This window comes from Paenibacillus sp. P5_B5 (genome assembly GCF_056400365.1).
This window is the reverse complement of the sequence record NZ_JBFULK010000001.1, coordinates 481,930-499,601: the sequence shown is the minus strand read 5'-3', so window position 1 is coordinate 499,601 and position 17,672 is coordinate 481,930. Positions and strand designations below refer to the sequence as shown.

At 39.9% G+C, this 17,672-nt stretch carries 17 protein-coding genes; all 17 read right to left on the bottom strand.

The features are described from left to right. Positions 1-17 precede the first annotated feature (17 nt). The 17 genes from AC1DOK_RS02490 to AC1DOK_RS02410 all read right to left on the bottom strand — a co-directional run bounded on the left by AC1DOK_RS02490 (position 18) and on the right by AC1DOK_RS02410 (position 17,561). On the bottom strand, positions 18-1,055 hold the full coding sequence (locus AC1DOK_RS02490; RefSeq protein WP_477552635.1) for a M42 family metallopeptidase: 1,038 nt from the start codon (positions 1,053-1,055) through the stop codon (positions 18-20). A gap of 125 nt (positions 1,056-1,180) precedes the next feature. After that, entirely contained in the window at positions 1,181-1,471 is a 291-nt protein-coding gene (locus AC1DOK_RS02485) for a Dabb family protein (protein WP_477552634.1), read from the bottom strand. 66 nt (positions 1,472-1,537) lie between these two features. Further along, a complete protein-coding gene (locus AC1DOK_RS02480) occupies positions 1,538-3,094 on the bottom strand; it encodes an ABC-F family ATP-binding cassette domain-containing protein (protein WP_477552633.1) in 1,557 nt (518 codons plus the stop codon). 123 nt (positions 3,095-3,217) lie between these two features. Beyond that, positions 3,218-4,882 (bottom strand): DUF6382 domain-containing protein, encoded by a 1,665-nt coding sequence (locus AC1DOK_RS02475; protein ID WP_477552632.1) that lies wholly within the window; start codon positions 4,880-4,882, stop codon positions 3,218-3,220. A gap of 18 nt (positions 4,883-4,900) precedes the next feature. Continuing rightward, a complete protein-coding gene (locus AC1DOK_RS02470; RefSeq protein ID WP_477552631.1) occupies positions 4,901-5,413 on the bottom strand; it encodes an A24 family peptidase in 513 nt (170 codons plus the stop codon). 41 nt (positions 5,414-5,454) lie between these two features. Continuing rightward, the gene (locus AC1DOK_RS02465; RefSeq protein ID WP_477552630.1) at positions 5,455-6,162 is read right to left on the bottom strand and encodes a TadE/TadG family type IV pilus assembly protein; all 708 of its coding nucleotides are present in this window, start codon (positions 6,160-6,162) and stop codon (positions 5,455-5,457) included. Between the two features lie 51 nt (positions 6,163-6,213). Beyond that, positions 6,214-8,388, bottom strand: a complete 2,175-nt coding sequence (locus AC1DOK_RS02460; protein ID WP_477552629.1) for a hypothetical protein — start codon at positions 8,386-8,388, stop codon at positions 6,214-6,216. 15 nt (positions 8,389-8,403) lie between these two features. Continuing rightward, complete coding sequence (locus AC1DOK_RS02455; RefSeq protein WP_477552628.1) at positions 8,404-9,411, bottom strand: TadE/TadG family type IV pilus assembly protein; 1,008 nt, start codon at positions 9,409-9,411, stop codon at positions 8,404-8,406. Further along, positions 9,402-9,623: a Flp1 family type IVb pilin gene (locus AC1DOK_RS02450; RefSeq protein ID WP_477552627.1), complete on the bottom strand. Its 222-nt coding sequence runs from the start codon at positions 9,621-9,623 to the stop codon at positions 9,402-9,404. The genes AC1DOK_RS02455 and AC1DOK_RS02450 overlap by 10 nt, the downstream gene beginning before the upstream one ends. Positions 9,624-9,653: 30 nt before the next feature. After that, on the bottom strand, positions 9,654-10,484 hold the full coding sequence (locus tag AC1DOK_RS02445; protein WP_477552626.1) for a type II secretion system F family protein: 831 nt from the start codon (positions 10,482-10,484) through the stop codon (positions 9,654-9,656). A gap of 35 nt (positions 10,485-10,519) precedes the next feature. Further along, on the bottom strand, positions 10,520-11,299 hold the full coding sequence (locus tag AC1DOK_RS02440) for a type II secretion system F family protein (protein ID WP_477552625.1): 780 nt from the start codon (positions 11,297-11,299) through the stop codon (positions 10,520-10,522). Next, positions 11,296-12,552, bottom strand: a complete 1,257-nt coding sequence (locus AC1DOK_RS02435; RefSeq protein ID WP_477552624.1) for a CpaF family protein — start codon at positions 12,550-12,552, stop codon at positions 11,296-11,298. Before AC1DOK_RS02435 ends, AC1DOK_RS02440 begins: the two co-directional genes overlap by 4 nt. Beyond that, entirely contained in the window at positions 12,539-13,678 is a 1,140-nt protein-coding gene (locus AC1DOK_RS02430) for an AAA family ATPase (RefSeq protein ID WP_477552623.1), read from the bottom strand. Before AC1DOK_RS02430 ends, AC1DOK_RS02435 begins: the two co-directional genes overlap by 14 nt. 407 nt (positions 13,679-14,085) lie before the next feature. Then, entirely contained in the window at positions 14,086-14,211 is a 126-nt protein-coding gene (locus tag AC1DOK_RS02425) for a hypothetical protein (protein WP_477552622.1), read from the bottom strand. A gap of 155 nt (positions 14,212-14,366) precedes the next feature. Beyond that, entirely contained in the window at positions 14,367-15,035 is a 669-nt protein-coding gene (locus AC1DOK_RS02420; RefSeq protein WP_477552621.1) for an ABC transporter ATP-binding protein, read from the bottom strand. Between the two features lie 5 nt (positions 15,036-15,040). Further along, complete coding sequence (locus tag AC1DOK_RS02415) at positions 15,041-16,399, bottom strand: ABC transporter permease (RefSeq protein ID WP_477552620.1); 1,359 nt, start codon at positions 16,397-16,399, stop codon at positions 15,041-15,043. A gap of 4 nt (positions 16,400-16,403) precedes the next feature. After that, complete coding sequence (locus AC1DOK_RS02410) at positions 16,404-17,561, bottom strand: FtsX-like permease family protein (RefSeq protein WP_477552619.1); 1,158 nt, start codon at positions 17,559-17,561, stop codon at positions 16,404-16,406. Positions 17,562-17,672 lie beyond the last annotated feature (111 nt).

Here is a 17,672-nt window from a genome sequence, read left to right as displayed (position 1 = left end):
TTAGTTTAATAATTGGCTCATTCCGTTATATATGCTGCCAGCAAACCTGCTGTTCCAAGAATAGCCATAATGTGTGTACGTTCCATTGCATGTGAGGCCTGTACAACCGGACCGATTAATGCTGCGCGAATATCATTGCCACCTTTAAGGGCGGCCGAAGCATCAGATGAGTATTGAGGATATACATCAACGACATATGGAATGCTCTGCGCTTCTGCTAATTGAATTAGCTTACTAGTCATTGCATAGTCATAAGGACCTGAAGAATCCTTAGCACATATCGATACATCTTGTTCAGTTCCAGTCAAGTCGTCTCCTGCTGCACCCATATCAACCGCGATTAACTCGGTTACATCAGGTGGCAAGTATCCAAGTCCATGACCCACTTCTTCATAAGTGGTAATGAGGATCTTAATGGTATATGTTGGCGTGATTGATTCACGCTTCATCCATTCCAATAAGCCGTATACCGCTGCTACACTTGCTTTATCATCAAGATGACGAGATTTAATGTAGCCATTCAACTTGATCTCGGCACGTGGATTGAATGAGATGAAATCACCTGTGCGAATACCAAGCTCCTCTACGTCTTTCTTAGAGAACACAGGCTCATCAAGGCGTACTTCCATATCAGCCTCTTCACGCTTGAGATCACGTGCCCCAGGAAATACGTGAACAGAAGGCATTGTTGACATAATAGTTCCATCGATCGTTCTGCCATCACGCGTATGAACAACGCAGTATTCGTTCTCAACCGAACCCATCATGTAGCCGCCAATCGAAGTAAAGCGTATGCGGCCCGATTCCTTAATCGAACGCACCATAGCTCCAAGTGTATCTACATGAGCAGATATCCCAATGACTCGATCATTGCTAGTTCCAGGTACAGTAATTACGCCACAGCCTTTGTTCGTTGTTGTAAACGAAAACCCTAGCTTCTCTGTTTCCTCACGTAACATCCCCATAATATCATGAGTAAACCCTGTAGGACTCGGTGTATTCAGCAACTTTTCCAGTAAACTAATTACATACGTTTGGTCAAAAACATTTTTCATTTGAGACAGCCTCCCTACACCCTATGTGCAATATTTACAAAAGGAAACGGCTAAGAGTCCATGTAATTGGACGAGCACATTTCCTTCTTAGTTAGCCATAATTAATTGATTCGTATAGAGTGTGATTAACTAATAAAATCCACACAAACTGAAGGACCATCCGTTACTGACTTAATATGCTGGCCTACTTCTACATGAAGCGGATGTACTTGATAAGCTTGCATATCTTCTAATGAAATGAATTTGGTAATTAGCGCAAGATCATAAGAACGCTCACCATGCAAGACATCTGTTCCTACTTCGATATGCAGCAATTGTGGAATCTTTCCTTCCATATTCGCTAGCACATCGCGAGTCACTTGTACCGCTTCAGGAGAGCGGTCCTTTAACTTAAATAATACCACATGAGTCAACATCGATAGTTCCCTCCAAATTTGTGAGTTTAATCTTGCACATGAAGAAGCGGCTTCGTACGTTTAAGCTTAATTTGCTAATTTATTTGACCAATCTTCAACATTCCATATTTTGGAGACCCAGCCTTCATAGAATTCAGGCTCATGACATACAAGCAGAACGGTTCCCTTATATGCCTTAAGCGCTCGCTGCAATTCTTCCTTAGCAACGACATCAAGATGGTTTGTAGGCTCATCGAATAAGATCCAGTTACTCTCTCTCATGAGTAGCTTACAGAGGCGAACCTTCGCTTGCTCTCCACCACTTAACATGTTAAGTGGACGCGTAATATGTTCATTCTTCAAGCCACATCTAGCAAGTGCGCCGCGAACTTCATTTTGAGTCATATGAGAGAATTCATTCCATACATCATCAATTGGAGTAATCGAGCCTAACTTAACTTCTTGCTCAAAATAGGCAGGTGTGAGGTAATCACCCAAGTAAGTTTTACCACTGTAAGGTTCAATCTTACCTATAATCGTTTTGAGTAAAGTCGATTTACCGACTCCATTACAACCGACAATCGCAATCTTCTCACCGCGTTCAATAGCAACATTCATCTTCGGGAGCAAAGCATGGTCATAACCAATTTCTAAATTTTCACCTTCAAAAACAAGCTTACCACTCGCCCGTGTTTCCTTAAACACAAAAGTTGGCTTCATCGCAGATTCAGGACGATCAATCAGATCGATCTTCTCAAGCTGCTTCTGACGACTCTTAGCACGCCCAGAAGTAGAAGCCCTTGCCTTGTTACGCTGGATGAAATCCTCTTGCTTCTTAATAAATTCTTGCTGCTTCTCATAAGCATCGATATGTTGGTTCTTGTTATTATCAGCCATCTGCAGGAACTTCTCATAGTTGGCTGCATATCTTGTCAGACGCGAGAATTCTAAGTGATAAATGATATCTACTACAGCATTCATGAAGTCCGTATCATGGGAAATTAACATAAATGCATAAGGATAATCTTTTAGATAATTGGTAAGCCAATTAATATGTTCAACGTCCAAATAGTTTGTAGGCTCATCAAGTAATAGGACAGTTGGCTTCTCTAACAATAGCTTAGCAAGAAGCACTTTCGTTCTTTGTCCCCCACTAAGAGTAGCTACATCACGATCTAGTCCAATAGCGTTAATACCAAGTCCATTCGCCATTTCATCCACTTTCACATCGAGCAAGTAGAAGCCACTTGTTTCAAGGCGATCTTGAATATCACCCATTTCCTCAAGAAGCTGTTCAAGCTCTTCAGGTGTTGCATCTGCCATTTTCTCACCGATTGTTATCATTTCTTTCTCTAGCTCTAACAAGGGTAGAAAGGCTTCTTTCATAATATCACGTACTGTTTTACCAGGTGTAAGCTTGGTGTGTTGATCCAGATAACCATATTGCACTCTTGGCATCCATTCAACTTTACCAGTATCCTTTAGCACTTTACCTGTTAATATATTCATTAAGGTTGATTTACCTACACCATTCGCACCGACTAATCCAACATGTTCTCCTGCTAGAAGTCTGAACGAAACATCTTTAAATAATACTCGGTCGCCAAATGTATGGCTTAGTTCCTCAATAGTTAATAAGCTCATGTTTTAGCGATTTCCCCCATACAAAAATAATGTCACCTTTATCGGCGACATCTTATTATACCACTTGTACCAAAATAGTGGAAATATATTTGTAAACAAAGATTATGTACTCCTACTATGTAACTAGGATGCATAGCTACGAAAGACGATTTTGTAGGAAACTATCCCGATCATATCACCATCTGACAATGGATAGCTCTCATAAGGTACAAGCTCTTGTTCGTTCAATGTTGTACCATTCTTCGAATCTAGATCTCGAATCACGTAGCCTCCCGATCCTTCACACACCTCTGCATGTATGCGAGACACACCCTTCGTGTGTACGGTCAGACCTACACCCGTATCATCGCGCCCAATGACAAATGGAAGGTTATGAATACGTTTATGTTCAATACGTCCATTCACCTTGATTTCCAGCATAGGCTGTGATTCGGATGTACTTGCCCTCTGAATCTCGCGATCAAATTCCTCTCTCGATTTAGCATCTAGGAGTGAAGTAACCATCGCATGATTGGGTGCTAACAAAGAAGTTTTATTCCCTAGCTGTTGATAGTATGTATCGAGATCAGAATCAGGATCGGGCTCAATACTCATTTTGTTTATTTTACTCATGATACTGACATGTGTCTGCCCATATTCCTTGTCTTGGTTGTATTGATTGCCTTGGTTATTTTGATTGTCTTCATAGTTTTCATTGACTATCATGCCTCTATTTGGGAATAATTGTTTCTTCAATAGTAGGACTCCTGTAGCCAATATAATTACAACTACTATAGCCATGCAGATCCATAGTTTTGTTGGATTCATAGCAGTCTGGGCTCCTACGATGATAGATACTGCTAATATCACATAAATAATGGACTTAGCAGCCTTCTGACTAAGATTTAAGTCGAATATGGACTCTTTAGAAGATACCTCTTCAACATCTTCCCACCAAGTCCCCTTCCAATTATCTTCTTCTTTAGGAAGCTCCGTCCGAACTTGATGACTGTGATTAGGAGAGATGTGTTCTGCTTGATGCTGATGTTGACGTGATGCTTGATGTGCTTGATGCTGAGGTTGATTTACTGCTTGATGAAGTGGTTCTTGTTGAGGATGAAGTACAGATTGTTGTAGAGATTGATCTAAAGTCTGATGTACCGCGTGGTGTAGAACTTGTTGTTCATCTGCGACACCTCTATTATTTACTGTTGGTTCTTTGACCCAATATGGAACTGCTAGTAATTGTTCTACTTCTTGCCGAAAATCAGCAAATGTCCATGCTTCTCGCTCACAATGACGTTGAAGTCTGACTACGTCGTCACATGGCTCATGATGATTCTGCAAATGCTGAACAAGGATGGATAGTAGCTTTTTGATCTGATTTTGCAGAGACGGAAGTGCCACGATGTTCCCTGGAACATAGGTTAACCATATATCCCCCCAGTGCTCGCCAACATAAATCAACCGATCATGTAGAACATATTTACTCTCATGTAATAGATAGTTTAAAGAGTTTCCTATAGTGGCCGTCATACTCGTTATTAAATCAATCGCGTCCTTACTAGTCAATTTACGAATTTGTAACGCATAATGAAGCATTTTACGTGAACTGATGTTATATAAGAGCTGGATATGAAAGTCAATCTCATCCACTCTAAGCGGCAATAAACCGGGGATCGTGCCTGTGCTAAGCATCTGTACTTGCAGTTCTATGAGCTGTTCACGCTTTACTTCCTGTTCTAGCAGCATATAATGCCCACCACGATCGATATAACTCACTTGAAAGCCGGCTATTTCCTCGCTCATATAATCTTCTCTCCCTCCTTATATCCACTTATCGCAATAAGTAAACAAAATACCTGGAACAACCGCAACCATAAAAGGAAAAGTCACATTCTTCTCTTGATGAATGGTTCGGATAGCATCAAAGTCTCGTACCCAAATAAACATCCATAATCGTGTGAACAAGCTTGCGATTCGACGAATGAGCTCTTTACGCCAAATCAGAATAATAACGCCAATTACACCTGCGCATAACAGGGAGTAAATCAATGAGTTGATGACAAACGATGAACCAGACAATGCACCGATGCCCGCGAACAGCTTCACGTCTCCAGCACCTACAGCACGAGCCAAATATAGTGGAAGCGTGAGTCCAAAACCAATCAAGAGTCCAATAAGTGATTGGAGTACTCCAGTTCCCCCGTTCAAGACTGCATGAAGAAACAAGCCTGCTAAACATGCACTCACCGTTAAATAATTGGGAATGAGTGATTTTCTTATATCCGTAACGCATGCAACCACAATATACATCCCTAGCATCACATTAACTACCAATCGATTGTTGCCCCCTGTATATACAAATAATTTTATAAAATTTAAGCTCCGAGCCAGACCCGCTCATATGCTTTTTTCTTCAAAATCAACTCTTTGCTCAGAAAAGGTAGTCGAATCGGGAAACGATAGGTTAATTCAATTCCTAAATAAGCATGATCACGATCACTTAAACTCGGCCAATTTACCTTATTCACATTCATACGATCCTTCTCTAACGTAGACTGATCAGCAAACAAGTAAACAATTGGTTTCATAGCTTGATTTAACCTAGGCTGAAGTACGGTATTATTCAAATTCTGAAGCTCAGCTTCGGTTTGAGTAGCAGCGGACTGCCTAACTTCCTTCTCCCACTCTATTAACTGAATGAATGGCTCAGGAATCCAAGCTCCATAATCATCGACGAATTTCTCTGCCTGTTCTAACTTTCCTTGTGCGGTCTTGACACGATCAATCGCAGAGTTAATCCCAGCACCAATTTGACTCCCGTTATATTTAGCTTTCGCCTCGTCTACTAGCAATTCCACAGGATATAAATTTGCCGAAACGAGCTTGGTAGTTTCAACTGCAGCAGATTTTAATGCGATTTCGGTCACAGCTAAACGAACGAATACTATTAGGACAAGTACAAAAGAAATGAACATCGGCATTATGATTGCTGCCTCAAGCGTAATGCCCCCCTTGGTAGCTCGAACCAGTGAGAATGACTTGAAATACTTACATATAACCTCGATAAGGCGCTTTAATTTCATGATGCGAAGTACTCCTTTCTCGCCTCAAAATGGAACAGAGTCAATTGGGCTTCAATAGGCAATTGCAGCTGATTTCACAATTTCACATCGATTTCCATTTACTACACATTGTGAATTTCCTGATAGTCGAAGTAATTTAAATAAGCCCGAAGTAAACCATAATGAAGTCGAAGACGCTCCTTCTCCTTCTATGTAGGTAGGCACCGTTGCAAGATCCACATTGGTGTTAAGCTCAATCAGAGCTTGCATTCTGGACATTAATTTCTTGTCATTCGAATGAAGGAATAGGAATAGGCGTAAATAATCTTTATATGTAAAAGTGAAAGCAGAGCCTGTAATCTTAGAAGAAATCGGTACTGCTTTTCCATTCGTAAGTTCTTCCATATCTGAATAGGCTTTGACTGCTCCTTTAGCTGCTGCTGTTAATAGAACTAAAAAAGGTGAACCAATCCCAAGAAGTTTATTCTTCGGGTCTGATAACTCCTCTAAAGTACGAATAGCAAACCGTATCGCAAACATTTCGCCATATGCAGAGGACAGATTAGAACCACAGGAGGAAAATCCATAAATCATGTATTCGACTTCCTGATTAAATAAGTTATGGGAATCCGGACTATTCAAGGTCCGCTCCTTCTTTATCTCCCCACTTGGTTTTTGTTCAATTCCAAATGTTCGATAGTTATATTTGGTAAGCACATACTCATTTAAATAAAGTTCATTACGAGCGCTTAATAACAGGTCCCCTAATGCACCTAATAAATCCATTGATTTCGTTGTAGATTTATCCGCATCATCAAGTCCAAAAGAAACACCATTATCACCTGAGCCCTGAACTTGATTCAATTGCAAATATTTAGCATAGAGTCCTTCAGCCTTATTCTTACTATCGCCTTCAAGCTGTTTGTAATTGTCTTCCGTCGCTTGCTCACTACCAACAATGCAGCTACTCATAACCGTCTTCTTAGCTTGATCCAGAACGCTCTTAATCTCCTTACGACGTTCCTTCTTCTGCCCCTTCACATTGTCGTTCTCTTGCTGGCGCTGAGCTTCAATCGAAGACTGCTGTTGATAGAAACTCTGATTACGATCTCGATAAGCTTCGTTCGATGCAATAGCCTTAGAGTAATTAGCATCGTTATATAAATAAATCGCTCCTAAGTCATTACGGAATCCAGCAAACAAAGCTGTAACGGAAGCAACCCCTGCCTGAAATGAGTTAAAATAGGACTGGTCACGAATAACGACTTGCGTAAATACATCGTTTACTCCAAGCTGGTCTTCTGTTCCGCTTTCTTTCTTAATACGATCAAGCTCAGTTACGATTTCATCATTTATTTTCTTAGCAGATTGAATGTACTCATCAACATCCTTCTGAATGTTAAGCATGATCGAATAATCCCATTCCGCTTGAAGCTTCGTCTCTGCAAGTAACTGAATATACTCATGAATCCAGGCAAGTATTTGTCTGATCTGTTCCTTTGCTTGATTTCTAGCCTCTTTCTCTTCCTTACTTTCATCTTTATGGCCACTACCTAAACTCTCGAGCTGCGCGTTTAATGAGATTACAGTTTCAGAACCTATTTGACTCGCCAAATTCTGCATTTGATTAATTTTCTCATTATAAGAGTTATAGGCTTGTTCGATGCGAACATTCAAATCTTCTGCTCTTGACCATGCTGAATCCAGAGCATCCTCTCGCTTATCAATAAGCTTCTCCAGCTTGTCTGCATTCTTTGAGAATATCGATCCACTCTTAAACATTGAAGTTATGGTAGGCTTCTGCAGCTTGTCCGTAATTTCTAAGGCAAATTCTATCGGAGCACGATATTTCATTTCTTCTAGAATCTGCCGTTTAAATACATCATGATTACTTAACATATACATAGGTGTGATTTGAGTGGAGTCTGCTTTCAACTGAGTATCTATATAAGCAAAATAATTGGGATCCGCTGCAGCTTGCATATTCTCTTTGATCACTTGATCAAAGATCACTTTCGCTTGTTCGGAATCAATACCGAGGCCAAATAAACCCCATTGCTGCAAATCCGGACTATAAGCTGACATAACGGACCTTACTCCTGCTCTTATCGCTTGTTCCGTTTCAAGTTCGGAGGCTTTAATTCGTGCATAATCAATGAACAATGTTGTAAAAAGAAAGATAGGTACGAATATAATGATCAAATAGACTGATACCGCTCCTTTAGCTGAACGAAACCGACGTAACAAGATGGTTCTCCTCTCTTACTCATGAATGACAACGATAATTCCTGCTTGATCTAATTTCTGCTGCAGCTTCTCAGAGGGTAGGTTTTTGCCGCCTTTAAAGAAATGCCATACGACCCCTTTTACCATACCTGCTTGCATAAGCTCAATGTCTTTGGGTAATTGAACACTCTCGAGTTCCGAGTTCGTATAATAATAAGCTTGATGTGCTATCCCACCCGAATCTAGCGCATCGATCACACGCTTAGGGCCCGAAGGAGTCTGCATCTCTGTCTTAACGCCACTTACTAGCTTGCGAATATAATCAGATGCCTCAGCTTCTGATTTGAAAGTAAAGGTCGTACCTTGCCCTGAATTACCACTTGGTTCTTTAAATAGCTCACTTGCCTTCTTAGGACTTATGCGATCTTTGATCTCGCTCATATAAGTGCGGGTTAGATCAATCGTACGAATAAATTCAATCGGGTCTGTAATATACGATGCGTGTTCTCCCATTGCTAAGGAAATTCCTCTGAATGGCATATTAAAGGGTTCATTAAGTTGCACCTGTATTTTGCTCAGCACGCCGGAACTTACAAATTTAATTTCTCCTTGTAGATTAGCAGGAATATGTATAGCGGAGTTGGCTAGCTTCGACTGCATTAAATTTGTCCCTGGCTGAATAGCTTGTACGGGAAGTGACATCTTGGATCCCCCAGTTGACCCAAACAGACCAAGTCCAGCACTGAATAAATCACTTGTTAGCCGCCGATACAAGCCATCCTGTGCACTCGGAGTGAATCGACCTGTAACTGGATCCTTATACGAATTGTCCCACACATACGCTGCTCTTTCTGCCGCAATGCCAGATGTACTGCGCATATAAGCAACTTGATACATATACACCGCTGTAAAAAGCAGAATAACTGTACAGATAAGAATAAAAGGAAACACGAGCGTAGATTCGAGTGTGAAGCTTCCGGTTTGATTCCTCCAAATACGAGAATAAACCGGATAAACTTTACTTTGCTTATGGATCACGGACAACCTGTCGTACCTGGAAGACAAGGTTTTACCGTCGAATCATTGAGATTTGTATCTGCTTCACCAACCAATTTGTTAAACCACCCGACTATCCATTTCCGAAATATAATTGCAATAGCAACGAGCACAGCAACAATCAGTAAAATTTCTAGTGTACCAAGTCCATCCTCTTCCTTCCAAAACCCAATTAATCTTTCTTTTAAATTAAGCTTCATTACAATTCCTCCAATATGATCAATTAGAATTTACATCAGCATTAACGCTGGCGCTCCTACAATTATTAATACAACTACAAAAATGATTACCATCGGAAAAACAAGTTTAGAGGCAGCCTCTTCTCCAAGCGTCCGGCTTACCGCCTTACGCCTGTCCCATAATTCCTTTGATAAGGTACGTAATGACAATACGAGTTCTTCCCCCCCTCTCTTGTAGTTGAGTAGCAAGGTAGTCATAAACATGGACACCTCTTGCGAAGCACACCTTCGGCTCATATTTTCTAGCGCTTTGGCAAACGAGACATTCATTTGCAGTTCTTGAAGCGTTAATTTCAGTTCCTTAAACAGTGGACTTTCCTGTAAACTACTTGATTTGGTAATCGTTCGGATCAAGGCTCCTTGCACAGTTTCACCTGCATTTACGAGTAGAATTAATTTATTTAGAACCTCTGGCAGCTCCAAAATAATACTTCGCTTTCGCTGCTCCACTTGTGTACTCAATTGTTTGAGTCCGATGAATGGGATGATGATTGCTACGAACAAGCCGAAACCAATTGCTGTCAGATCATTAGCAATAATCGTGAAGAGTGTTCCGCCAATCAAGCACAAGTACATTTGAGTAAGGACCTCAGCGATGAACAATTGGGTAATTTCTCTTGCAGGTTTATTTCCATAAATGACGACGATTTTCTCATGAACCTTAATCGTATAAAAGGCTATTCGCTTCATCAGTTTGAACTGATTCAGAATATATAAAGATGCTGGAGCCAAGAACTTTAATTTGAATGAATAAGGTAAATCGCTAACGATTCTCTTGCGATAATCAAGACTCAATAAGATGACCGTGACCAACAAACCCATTTCTACACAAAGTAAGACTATAAATACCATCATATCTACACCACAATCTTCATCATTCGCTGTGTCAACCAGAAACAGAATGCAAGGATACACAAGCAAATTGTCATAATAACTCTTCCTAGTCCATGGAATAATGGCTCCATGTAATCCCCAGAGGAAAAGCTAAGTACAGCTACAATACAAATTGGAGCAAGTGTCATGATCCGAGACTCAAATTTCTTCTGTGCAAGCATGACAGCAATATCTGTCTGAATTTCAAGCTTCTCTGTCAAAATACCCGTTGTCCGGCGCATCACTTCAATTAAATTCCCTCCTGTTCGCTTGCATGTCACTAGTACATCTGTAAAATTGCTAATATCCTCGATATTTGCTCGACTTGAGAAATCGTTAACCGCTTTCTCAATTGGTTCCCCATTCTCTAGTCGTTGTACGATCGTCGTGAATTCACCGACAATCAGATTAGAAGGTTCAATGAAAAGTAGCTTTAGATCAGCTAAAGCATCACGGAAGGCATTCTCAATGGATTTGCCAGCTGTAAGAGATGAGGATAAGCAGTAAAGGGCTTGCCTAAACTGGGTTAGAAGCTTATCTTTACGCCGAATAATCATGAGATCGCGCCACATCCTAGGGGATAGAAACCCTGTCAATCCTAGTAGAATGGACAGAATGATATTTTTATAGAAAACAAACCCAATCAGCCCCATAACAAGACCTGCAACAAGGATGACAATCACTCTTTCACGAATGGGTAAATGATATTCATCGTAATCGACTACTTGGCTCCTATTCTCTACTGTCTTCGATTTTATTTTCAATTCGTTATGCGCTCCTTTCCCCTCATCCAATCAGGTAATGATTTACCTGCCATTCGAAGCTTTAACGTATGAATTAACGGATTACCGGTATAGGATAGCTCGCCAATCACCTTGCCATTCTGTTGTTCCTCCTGTTCAACGAATGTGAACAATGGATTCAGCTCAATTTCTCCATTCGTCACTCCGATCACTTCACAAATTTCAGTAACTTTACGTGTTGAATCACGTATTCGACTTAAATGGATTAGAATATCAATTGCCGAGCTTATCTGCTGACGAATCACCGTAAGCGGCAATGGTGCGGCACTTAATACCATCGTTTCAAGTCTGCTCAGCATATCTCGCGAAGAGTTAGCATGGCCAGTTGACAAGCTTCCATCATGTCCTGTGTTCATAGCTTGCAGCATTTCTAAGCATTCTGCTCCACGGACCTCTCCCACGATTACACGGTTGGGGCGCATTCGAAGTGAGGTTCGAATGAGATCTCGAATCGATATTTCGCCTTTGCCTTCCGTGTTAGCGTTACGTGTTTCTAGTGAGACTAAATTAGGAACAGTCCGGATCTGTAATTCAGCAGAATCTTCGATTGTTATGATCCGTTCATCACTTGGAATCCATTGTGATAGTGCATTCAGAAAGGTTGTTTTACCAGAGCCTGTCCCGCCACCGATGAAGATATTGTATTTGGCTTTCACAAAGGTTTGCAAAACTGTTGCAGCCTCACTGGATAATGCTCCGTATACTATAAGATCCGCAATGGTTAAGGGATTCTCAGGGAACTTACGGATCGTCATTGTTGGTCCTTTGAGCGCAATCGGCGGAAGAACAACATTCACACGTGAACCATCGGGCAGTCTAGCATCAACAATAGGTGATGATTCATTAACTGTACGATTCACTTTAGCAACGATACTTTGAATAATATCTTCAAGTCGCTCTTTGCTTTCAAAAGCATCCTCTACCTGTATCACTCGACCTCCTCGCTCAATGAACAACTCTTGATGYCCATTGACCATTATTTCTGTTATCGAAGGATCATCGACTAGCGGCTGTAGTACATCAAGTCCACGAAAGCTATGAAACAGTCTCATCACACACTGATAGAGCCCACTCGCGGTCATACCAAGTCCAGCCGTGTGATCGAATACAACCTGCTCAATCACCGCTTGTAATTGTTCATCAGCTATGGGGCTAGATAAGTCGAGCCTTTCTGCTACCTTCAGCTTCAGTTCAGCTATTTCATCTGCCTTCATGAACTAATCTCCCTTTCGACATTGTTGGTTTCTCAAGCTCCCTGATTACGAAACTAACAGCTTCTTGATAAACTCGGTGCGTGATTAATGCATTCGGATTAGAGGTATTCTTCCATTCCGGAATATAGGGCAAGAAGAACGAGGGCTCACATCCATACGTCGCAGCATCCACTGCCATTCTTCCTGTATATTTATTGACTACAAAATGTGTTCGGTTCAAAGAAGGTAGTGATTTATGGATCAATTCCGATTTATGAAGACATATCGCATCATCCTGAATCAGCCAGATAATATCATCACAGCTCTCCATTGCTGTAACAATTCGCGGATGCAAGGAGCTCTCCAAATCGATCACAATCCAATCATACTGATCGTTCTGAGCAATAGTTTCTAAGAATAACTTCACATCTGGCTTAGACATTTCTTCCATTTCTCGTACCTGATTGATTGCGCTAATATAATCGATTCCACTTCTCGTATCACGTTTTATTATCGTTGCAAGCTTGCTCACAAACTTACTTCGATCCATTCTTAGAAAATACATGAGCTGAGATAACATTTCACCACTTTGTTCGATATCCATTCCTGCTTGTAACACGAAATCTGCAGTCCCTATACTTTCGAGAGATATATACAAGACACGATAATCCTTTATAACTAAGCTTCTCGCTATATTCAGAGCAAGTGTTGATTTACCGCAGTGACCTACGGCTGCATATACACCGATTATTCTGGACTTCCTAGCAGATAGCTGATCGGCAAGACCAAGTGCTTGTTTACGTGCTTTATCAATCTGGCATAATTGTGTTAATAATCGAGTTAGGGCTTGATACTTATACAGATAAACTCTACCGGTGCTACTCTGCTCGTGTATATCACTTACCTGTTCCTGTAGAATGACGATCTGATGATGTCCATCAACTAGCGTCATTGCATGTAAGATTTGCTGAGTTCCGATGATTAGAGGCCTCATACTAGTTCGTTGTAAGAACATTTCAGCATTAGATACAGTCGTAAATACCTTAAGATCAATCAAATCTTTATAGGTCGAATGCTGCAAAAAGGCCATGACTCCATGTACATACTCCATATCTTCATCGATCCATACAAACAAATGCTCCTTCATATTTACCTCCACTTCCTCATTGTTAACAACAAAAAAAGCACACACTGAGAGCAGATAAAATCTGCATTCAGCGGTGCTTCCGCATGTGTAGCTATTAATATGGAATCAGCTTAGCATAATTTACCATATTGAGCAAGATAATTTTATACTAAATTTTCTGATTGTCTACTAGACTAATATGAGTGTTACTATCATAATTGGATCAATTTACCTGTATAAATCATACAAGACATGAATCTATTCGAAACACCGCCTCGAGCAGAGTTTGTTTATGGGGCTTAAGTCTAGGACTACACAAGTCTTGGGAGGGGTTTGAAAATATGAAGAAACGGCTTAACTGTCTTAATAATGACCGATAAGATGCTTAAGATTTATAAAATGAGTTACTGAAAAATGTAATGGTGCTGCTAGATGAACGCTGCGTGTACGGATTGTCCTTCCGATCGCTGTTGCCCCCAGATTTCTTGATCGTATACCGCATATAGTGGTAGAAATCCGGTGGCAAAGGCGAACGCTTCGCTTCTCCAGGACAATTCCGTCCCCTCCGCTACGTTCTGCATAATATTTTCGTATACACAAAATAAAGGCCAGCCCTTCATCCGAAAGGCTGACCTAAACATTCAATAATGCTTGATTATTAACAATGAATAATATTATTTCCACAATTAAGAATACAGTAGAATCTCCTTCATCTTTCCACTAGACATCCATCGCTAATATATAACTTTCGATCTGCTGATACAGCTACCAAATCACTATGTGTTACAACAACTACAGTCTTGTTTAAATCTTTATTAACTCTGATTAAGAGCTCAATTACCTCTTGCTCGGTCGAAGCATCCAAATTTCCAGTTGGTTCATCTGCCAGTATAATATTTGGACTGGAAACCAACGCTCTTGCGATAGCCACCCTCTGCTGTTGTCCACCGCTCAATTGATGCGTCATATGATGAATTCGATCCCCAAGTCCAACTTCTTTAAGCATTTCTACTGCTCGTTCCTGCCTTTCTTTCGACCTGATTCCAGCATAGAATAGTGGTTCTTCTACATTTTGTTGTGCACTCATGTTACTAAATAAATGGAACTGTTGAAAAATAAACCCCACTTGCTCTCGTCTATAAGTAGATAATTGATTCTCATTCAATTTAGTAATATCAGTATGATTCACTTGAACAGATCCAATTGTCGGTTTCATAAACCCACCAAGAATATTCAGTAGAGTACTCTTACCGGAGCCAGATCTTCCTTGCACAGCTACGAACTCACCTTGATTGATATGGATATTGATTTCTTTCAATACCTGAGTGCTATTCTCTTCTTTTCCAAAACTATGTGATAAATGGTTGATATCAATCATTACAATCACCTACTTTTCATTAATGACATACTATTACGTCTCACGAAAATTTTAGCTATGATATAACTTACGATGGCTCCGAATATAATCATAAAAAGAAATATGACTATACTAACCGGTACATTCAACTGAAGTATAGCAGCAATAGATTTTTTTTCGAGCCCATAAGTATACAAAGAATCAAAAGTAATCGTGTTAGAATAAATTAAAGAGCGTAGTCCGCTAAAACATAGAATAACTACAAGAATACCAATTATGGATGCAATAGAAACTAACATTAGCCCTTCCAACATATAACCGCTTACAATTTGCTTTGAGCTAGCCCCAAGTGCTTTACGTATACCGATGTCTCTTTTCCTATCCTCAATTGAACTAAACATTGTAATTGCGAAATTAATAATCGATATGAGTAAAACAATGAACATTAAAGCCGATATATTCTTCAAAAACTGACTAGAGTTATTGAGATTAAACTTGGTATTTACAAGCATATCAATTACTCTATAGCCTTTTGCTCGTAGTTGATCGATTACAGTTGGCACCTTATCTAATGTTTCAACCTTAATGTAAACATTAGCATAGGGAGGCTCCTTATCTGATGGTACAAAGAATTTTATTGAAGGAGATGGTAATAAGATATGATTTGCCTCTGTGATCAAAACATTCGATTTAAGTTGGCCCGTGATTTGAGCTTGTGAGTTCCGAGGGACATTTCGATTGACATCCGCAAAGTACTTTTCTTCAATTGATATATTTAGGTGTTCCCCTAATACTTCTAAATCAGGATTAACTATCGTTTCTGAAGCAATCTGAAAGTCCTGATACTGTTTAATGAGCTTACTTCGGGAAGCGCCTAACATCTCTAGAGAACCTGGTTGATCGATGCCAAATGCTTTTTGATATTGCTCAAGACTTAGTACGTTATTGGAAAATTCTGCAGAAACAATTACATCTGTCTTCCCCTCCATTGTCTTCTCCATCAAGCCCTTGTCTTGAAAAAATGACGAATATTCTGGATCGTAAAATTTAACATACACTGGAAGAACCGCGTTATCCCCCATTCTAAAATTTGACCATGGGTAGGAGCGTGCATTTGATAAAGGTAAAATGTGTTCCACACCTTCTATGCTAGCAATATCTTCAAGTTTTGTATCATTAAATTGATCACCAATAATACTAATTAACTGCATTCTATTGGCAAATTCAGAATCCTTAGCAACGAAAATATTGTTTAGTTGAAAAATGATGGATAATAAGAAAGTTAATAACCCAACCATTGCCACTAGCCCAAAAAGCGAGATCATGTTACGTTTTTTAAATCTTACCAGCTCATGCCATGAGCGAAGTATATATGTACTCCACATCTAATCATCCCTCTTTCGTAAGTCCTAATGAGATTTGTCTCCTGGAAACAAATAACAAGGAAAGAAATGCGATACAAGTTGCAATCAATGGGATTAACAATACGACTAATAGAGTTGTTGAACCAGGCAGAAATAGATTAAATCCGATCGCATCTAATAAACCACTTTGCAATAAAGCTAGCGTTAGGAACAATCCGAGCAATGAGCCCATTATGGTGACGATTAAAATTTCTACGGTAAACAACAATATTTGCTTGCTTCTTGCAATTCCCAAAGCCCGCTGCAGTATAAAGTCATAGTTTCTTCTAACAATAATCAGAAGGCTTGTACCAATAACACATATAACAGAAATGATTACGGATACGACAAAAGATAGCGAATTGAACGTGTTTTGCGCCAGAGAAAATAAATTTGAAGAACGCTCTAAATAATTCGGAGTCTCCGTTCTTTTCACTAAGAGATTTGCAAACTCTTGATTCGCCATTAGTTTCGTAGAGTCTAGTAAATTATCGCTTCGGATCACGGCTTTTCCGCTGAAAATGGATTCAGGCTTGGAGAAATCAAGTGCTGTAAGCTTCTCTTTTATCGTTATAGGCAGCCAAACATTACCTTGCGTTTTATATCCAATGCCCGGATCATAAACACCGACAACCGTTAACGGGATTGAATGTAATCCTCTGAATTCCGGGAACAATTCCTCAAAATCAATTGCGTACATAAAGGATACCTTTTGATCAACAAGCTTGCTAAGATCAATGGATTCTCCTGAACCTTTTTTCAAGTTGTTCCTATCCTCTTCACTTATGATCCCCTTATTATCTTGAATAACCTTGTCCTTATGTATAAATTTATTATATAAATCTCGCGATATAATCACTTCATTTGGATCGCCTGAGAAATACCGACCATGCACTATTTTTTTATCCAACCCATATTCCTGAGCTTGGTCGACATTTATTAAGATCGGGCTTAAATCCAGGTTGAGGTTATTTTCCCACTCAAGCCATGGTGCAAGATATTCATATTGCCATAAATAATAGGACAGATCTTCATAATAATACCCGCTAACAACTCCTTCTAAAGAGATCGTATCCTCCATAGTCTTCATGGTGACAGGTCGATCAACTGTTTTGGTTGCAATTTCGAGTTGATTATAATTCATGTTTTTGTTTGATTGTGATATGGCATTTTCTCTGTAAATTTTTTGTACTTCAACAATGGAATAGACGCTCAGAATACAAAAAGTTGCTAATGCGACACAAATCATCATAAT

Bases quoted from the DNA above. Each gene is read 5' to 3' on its own strand.
- AC1DOK_RS02410 (WP_477552619.1), bottom strand. From the start codon at position 17,561: ATGAATTATAATCAACTCGAAATTGCAACCAAAACAGTTGATCGACCT.
- AC1DOK_RS02420 (WP_477552621.1), bottom strand. From the start codon at position 15,035: ATGATTGATATCAACCATTTATCACATAGTTTTGGAAAAGAAGAGAAT.
- AC1DOK_RS02480 (WP_477552633.1), bottom strand. From the start codon at position 3,094: ATGAGCTTATTAACTATTGAGGAACTAAGCCATACATTTGGCGACCGA.
- AC1DOK_RS02415 (WP_477552620.1), bottom strand. From the start codon at position 16,399: ATGTGGAGTACATATATACTTCGCTCATGGCATGAGCTGGTAAGATTT.
- AC1DOK_RS02430 (WP_477552623.1), bottom strand. From the start codon at position 13,678: ATGAAGGAGCATTTGTTTGTATGGATCGATGAAGATATGGAGTATGTA.
- AC1DOK_RS02475 (WP_477552632.1), bottom strand. From the start codon at position 4,882: ATGAGCGAGGAAATAGCCGGCTTTCAAGTGAGTTATATCGATCGTGGT.
- AC1DOK_RS02485 (WP_477552634.1), bottom strand. From the start codon at position 1,471: ATGTTGACTCATGTGGTATTATTTAAGTTAAAGGACCGCTCTCCTGAA.
- AC1DOK_RS02445 (WP_477552626.1), bottom strand. From the start codon at position 10,484: ATGGGTTTGTTGGTCACGGTCATCTTATTGAGTCTTGATTATCGCAAG.
- AC1DOK_RS02450 (WP_477552627.1), bottom strand. From the start codon at position 9,623: ATGAAGCTTAATTTAAAAGAAAGATTAATTGGGTTTTGGAAGGAAGAG.
- AC1DOK_RS02465 (WP_477552630.1), bottom strand. From the start codon at position 6,162: ATGAAATTAAAGCGCCTTATCGAGGTTATATGTAAGTATTTCAAGTCA.
- AC1DOK_RS02490 (WP_477552635.1), bottom strand. From the start codon at position 1,055: ATGAAAAATGTTTTTGACCAAACGTATGTAATTAGTTTACTGGAAAAG.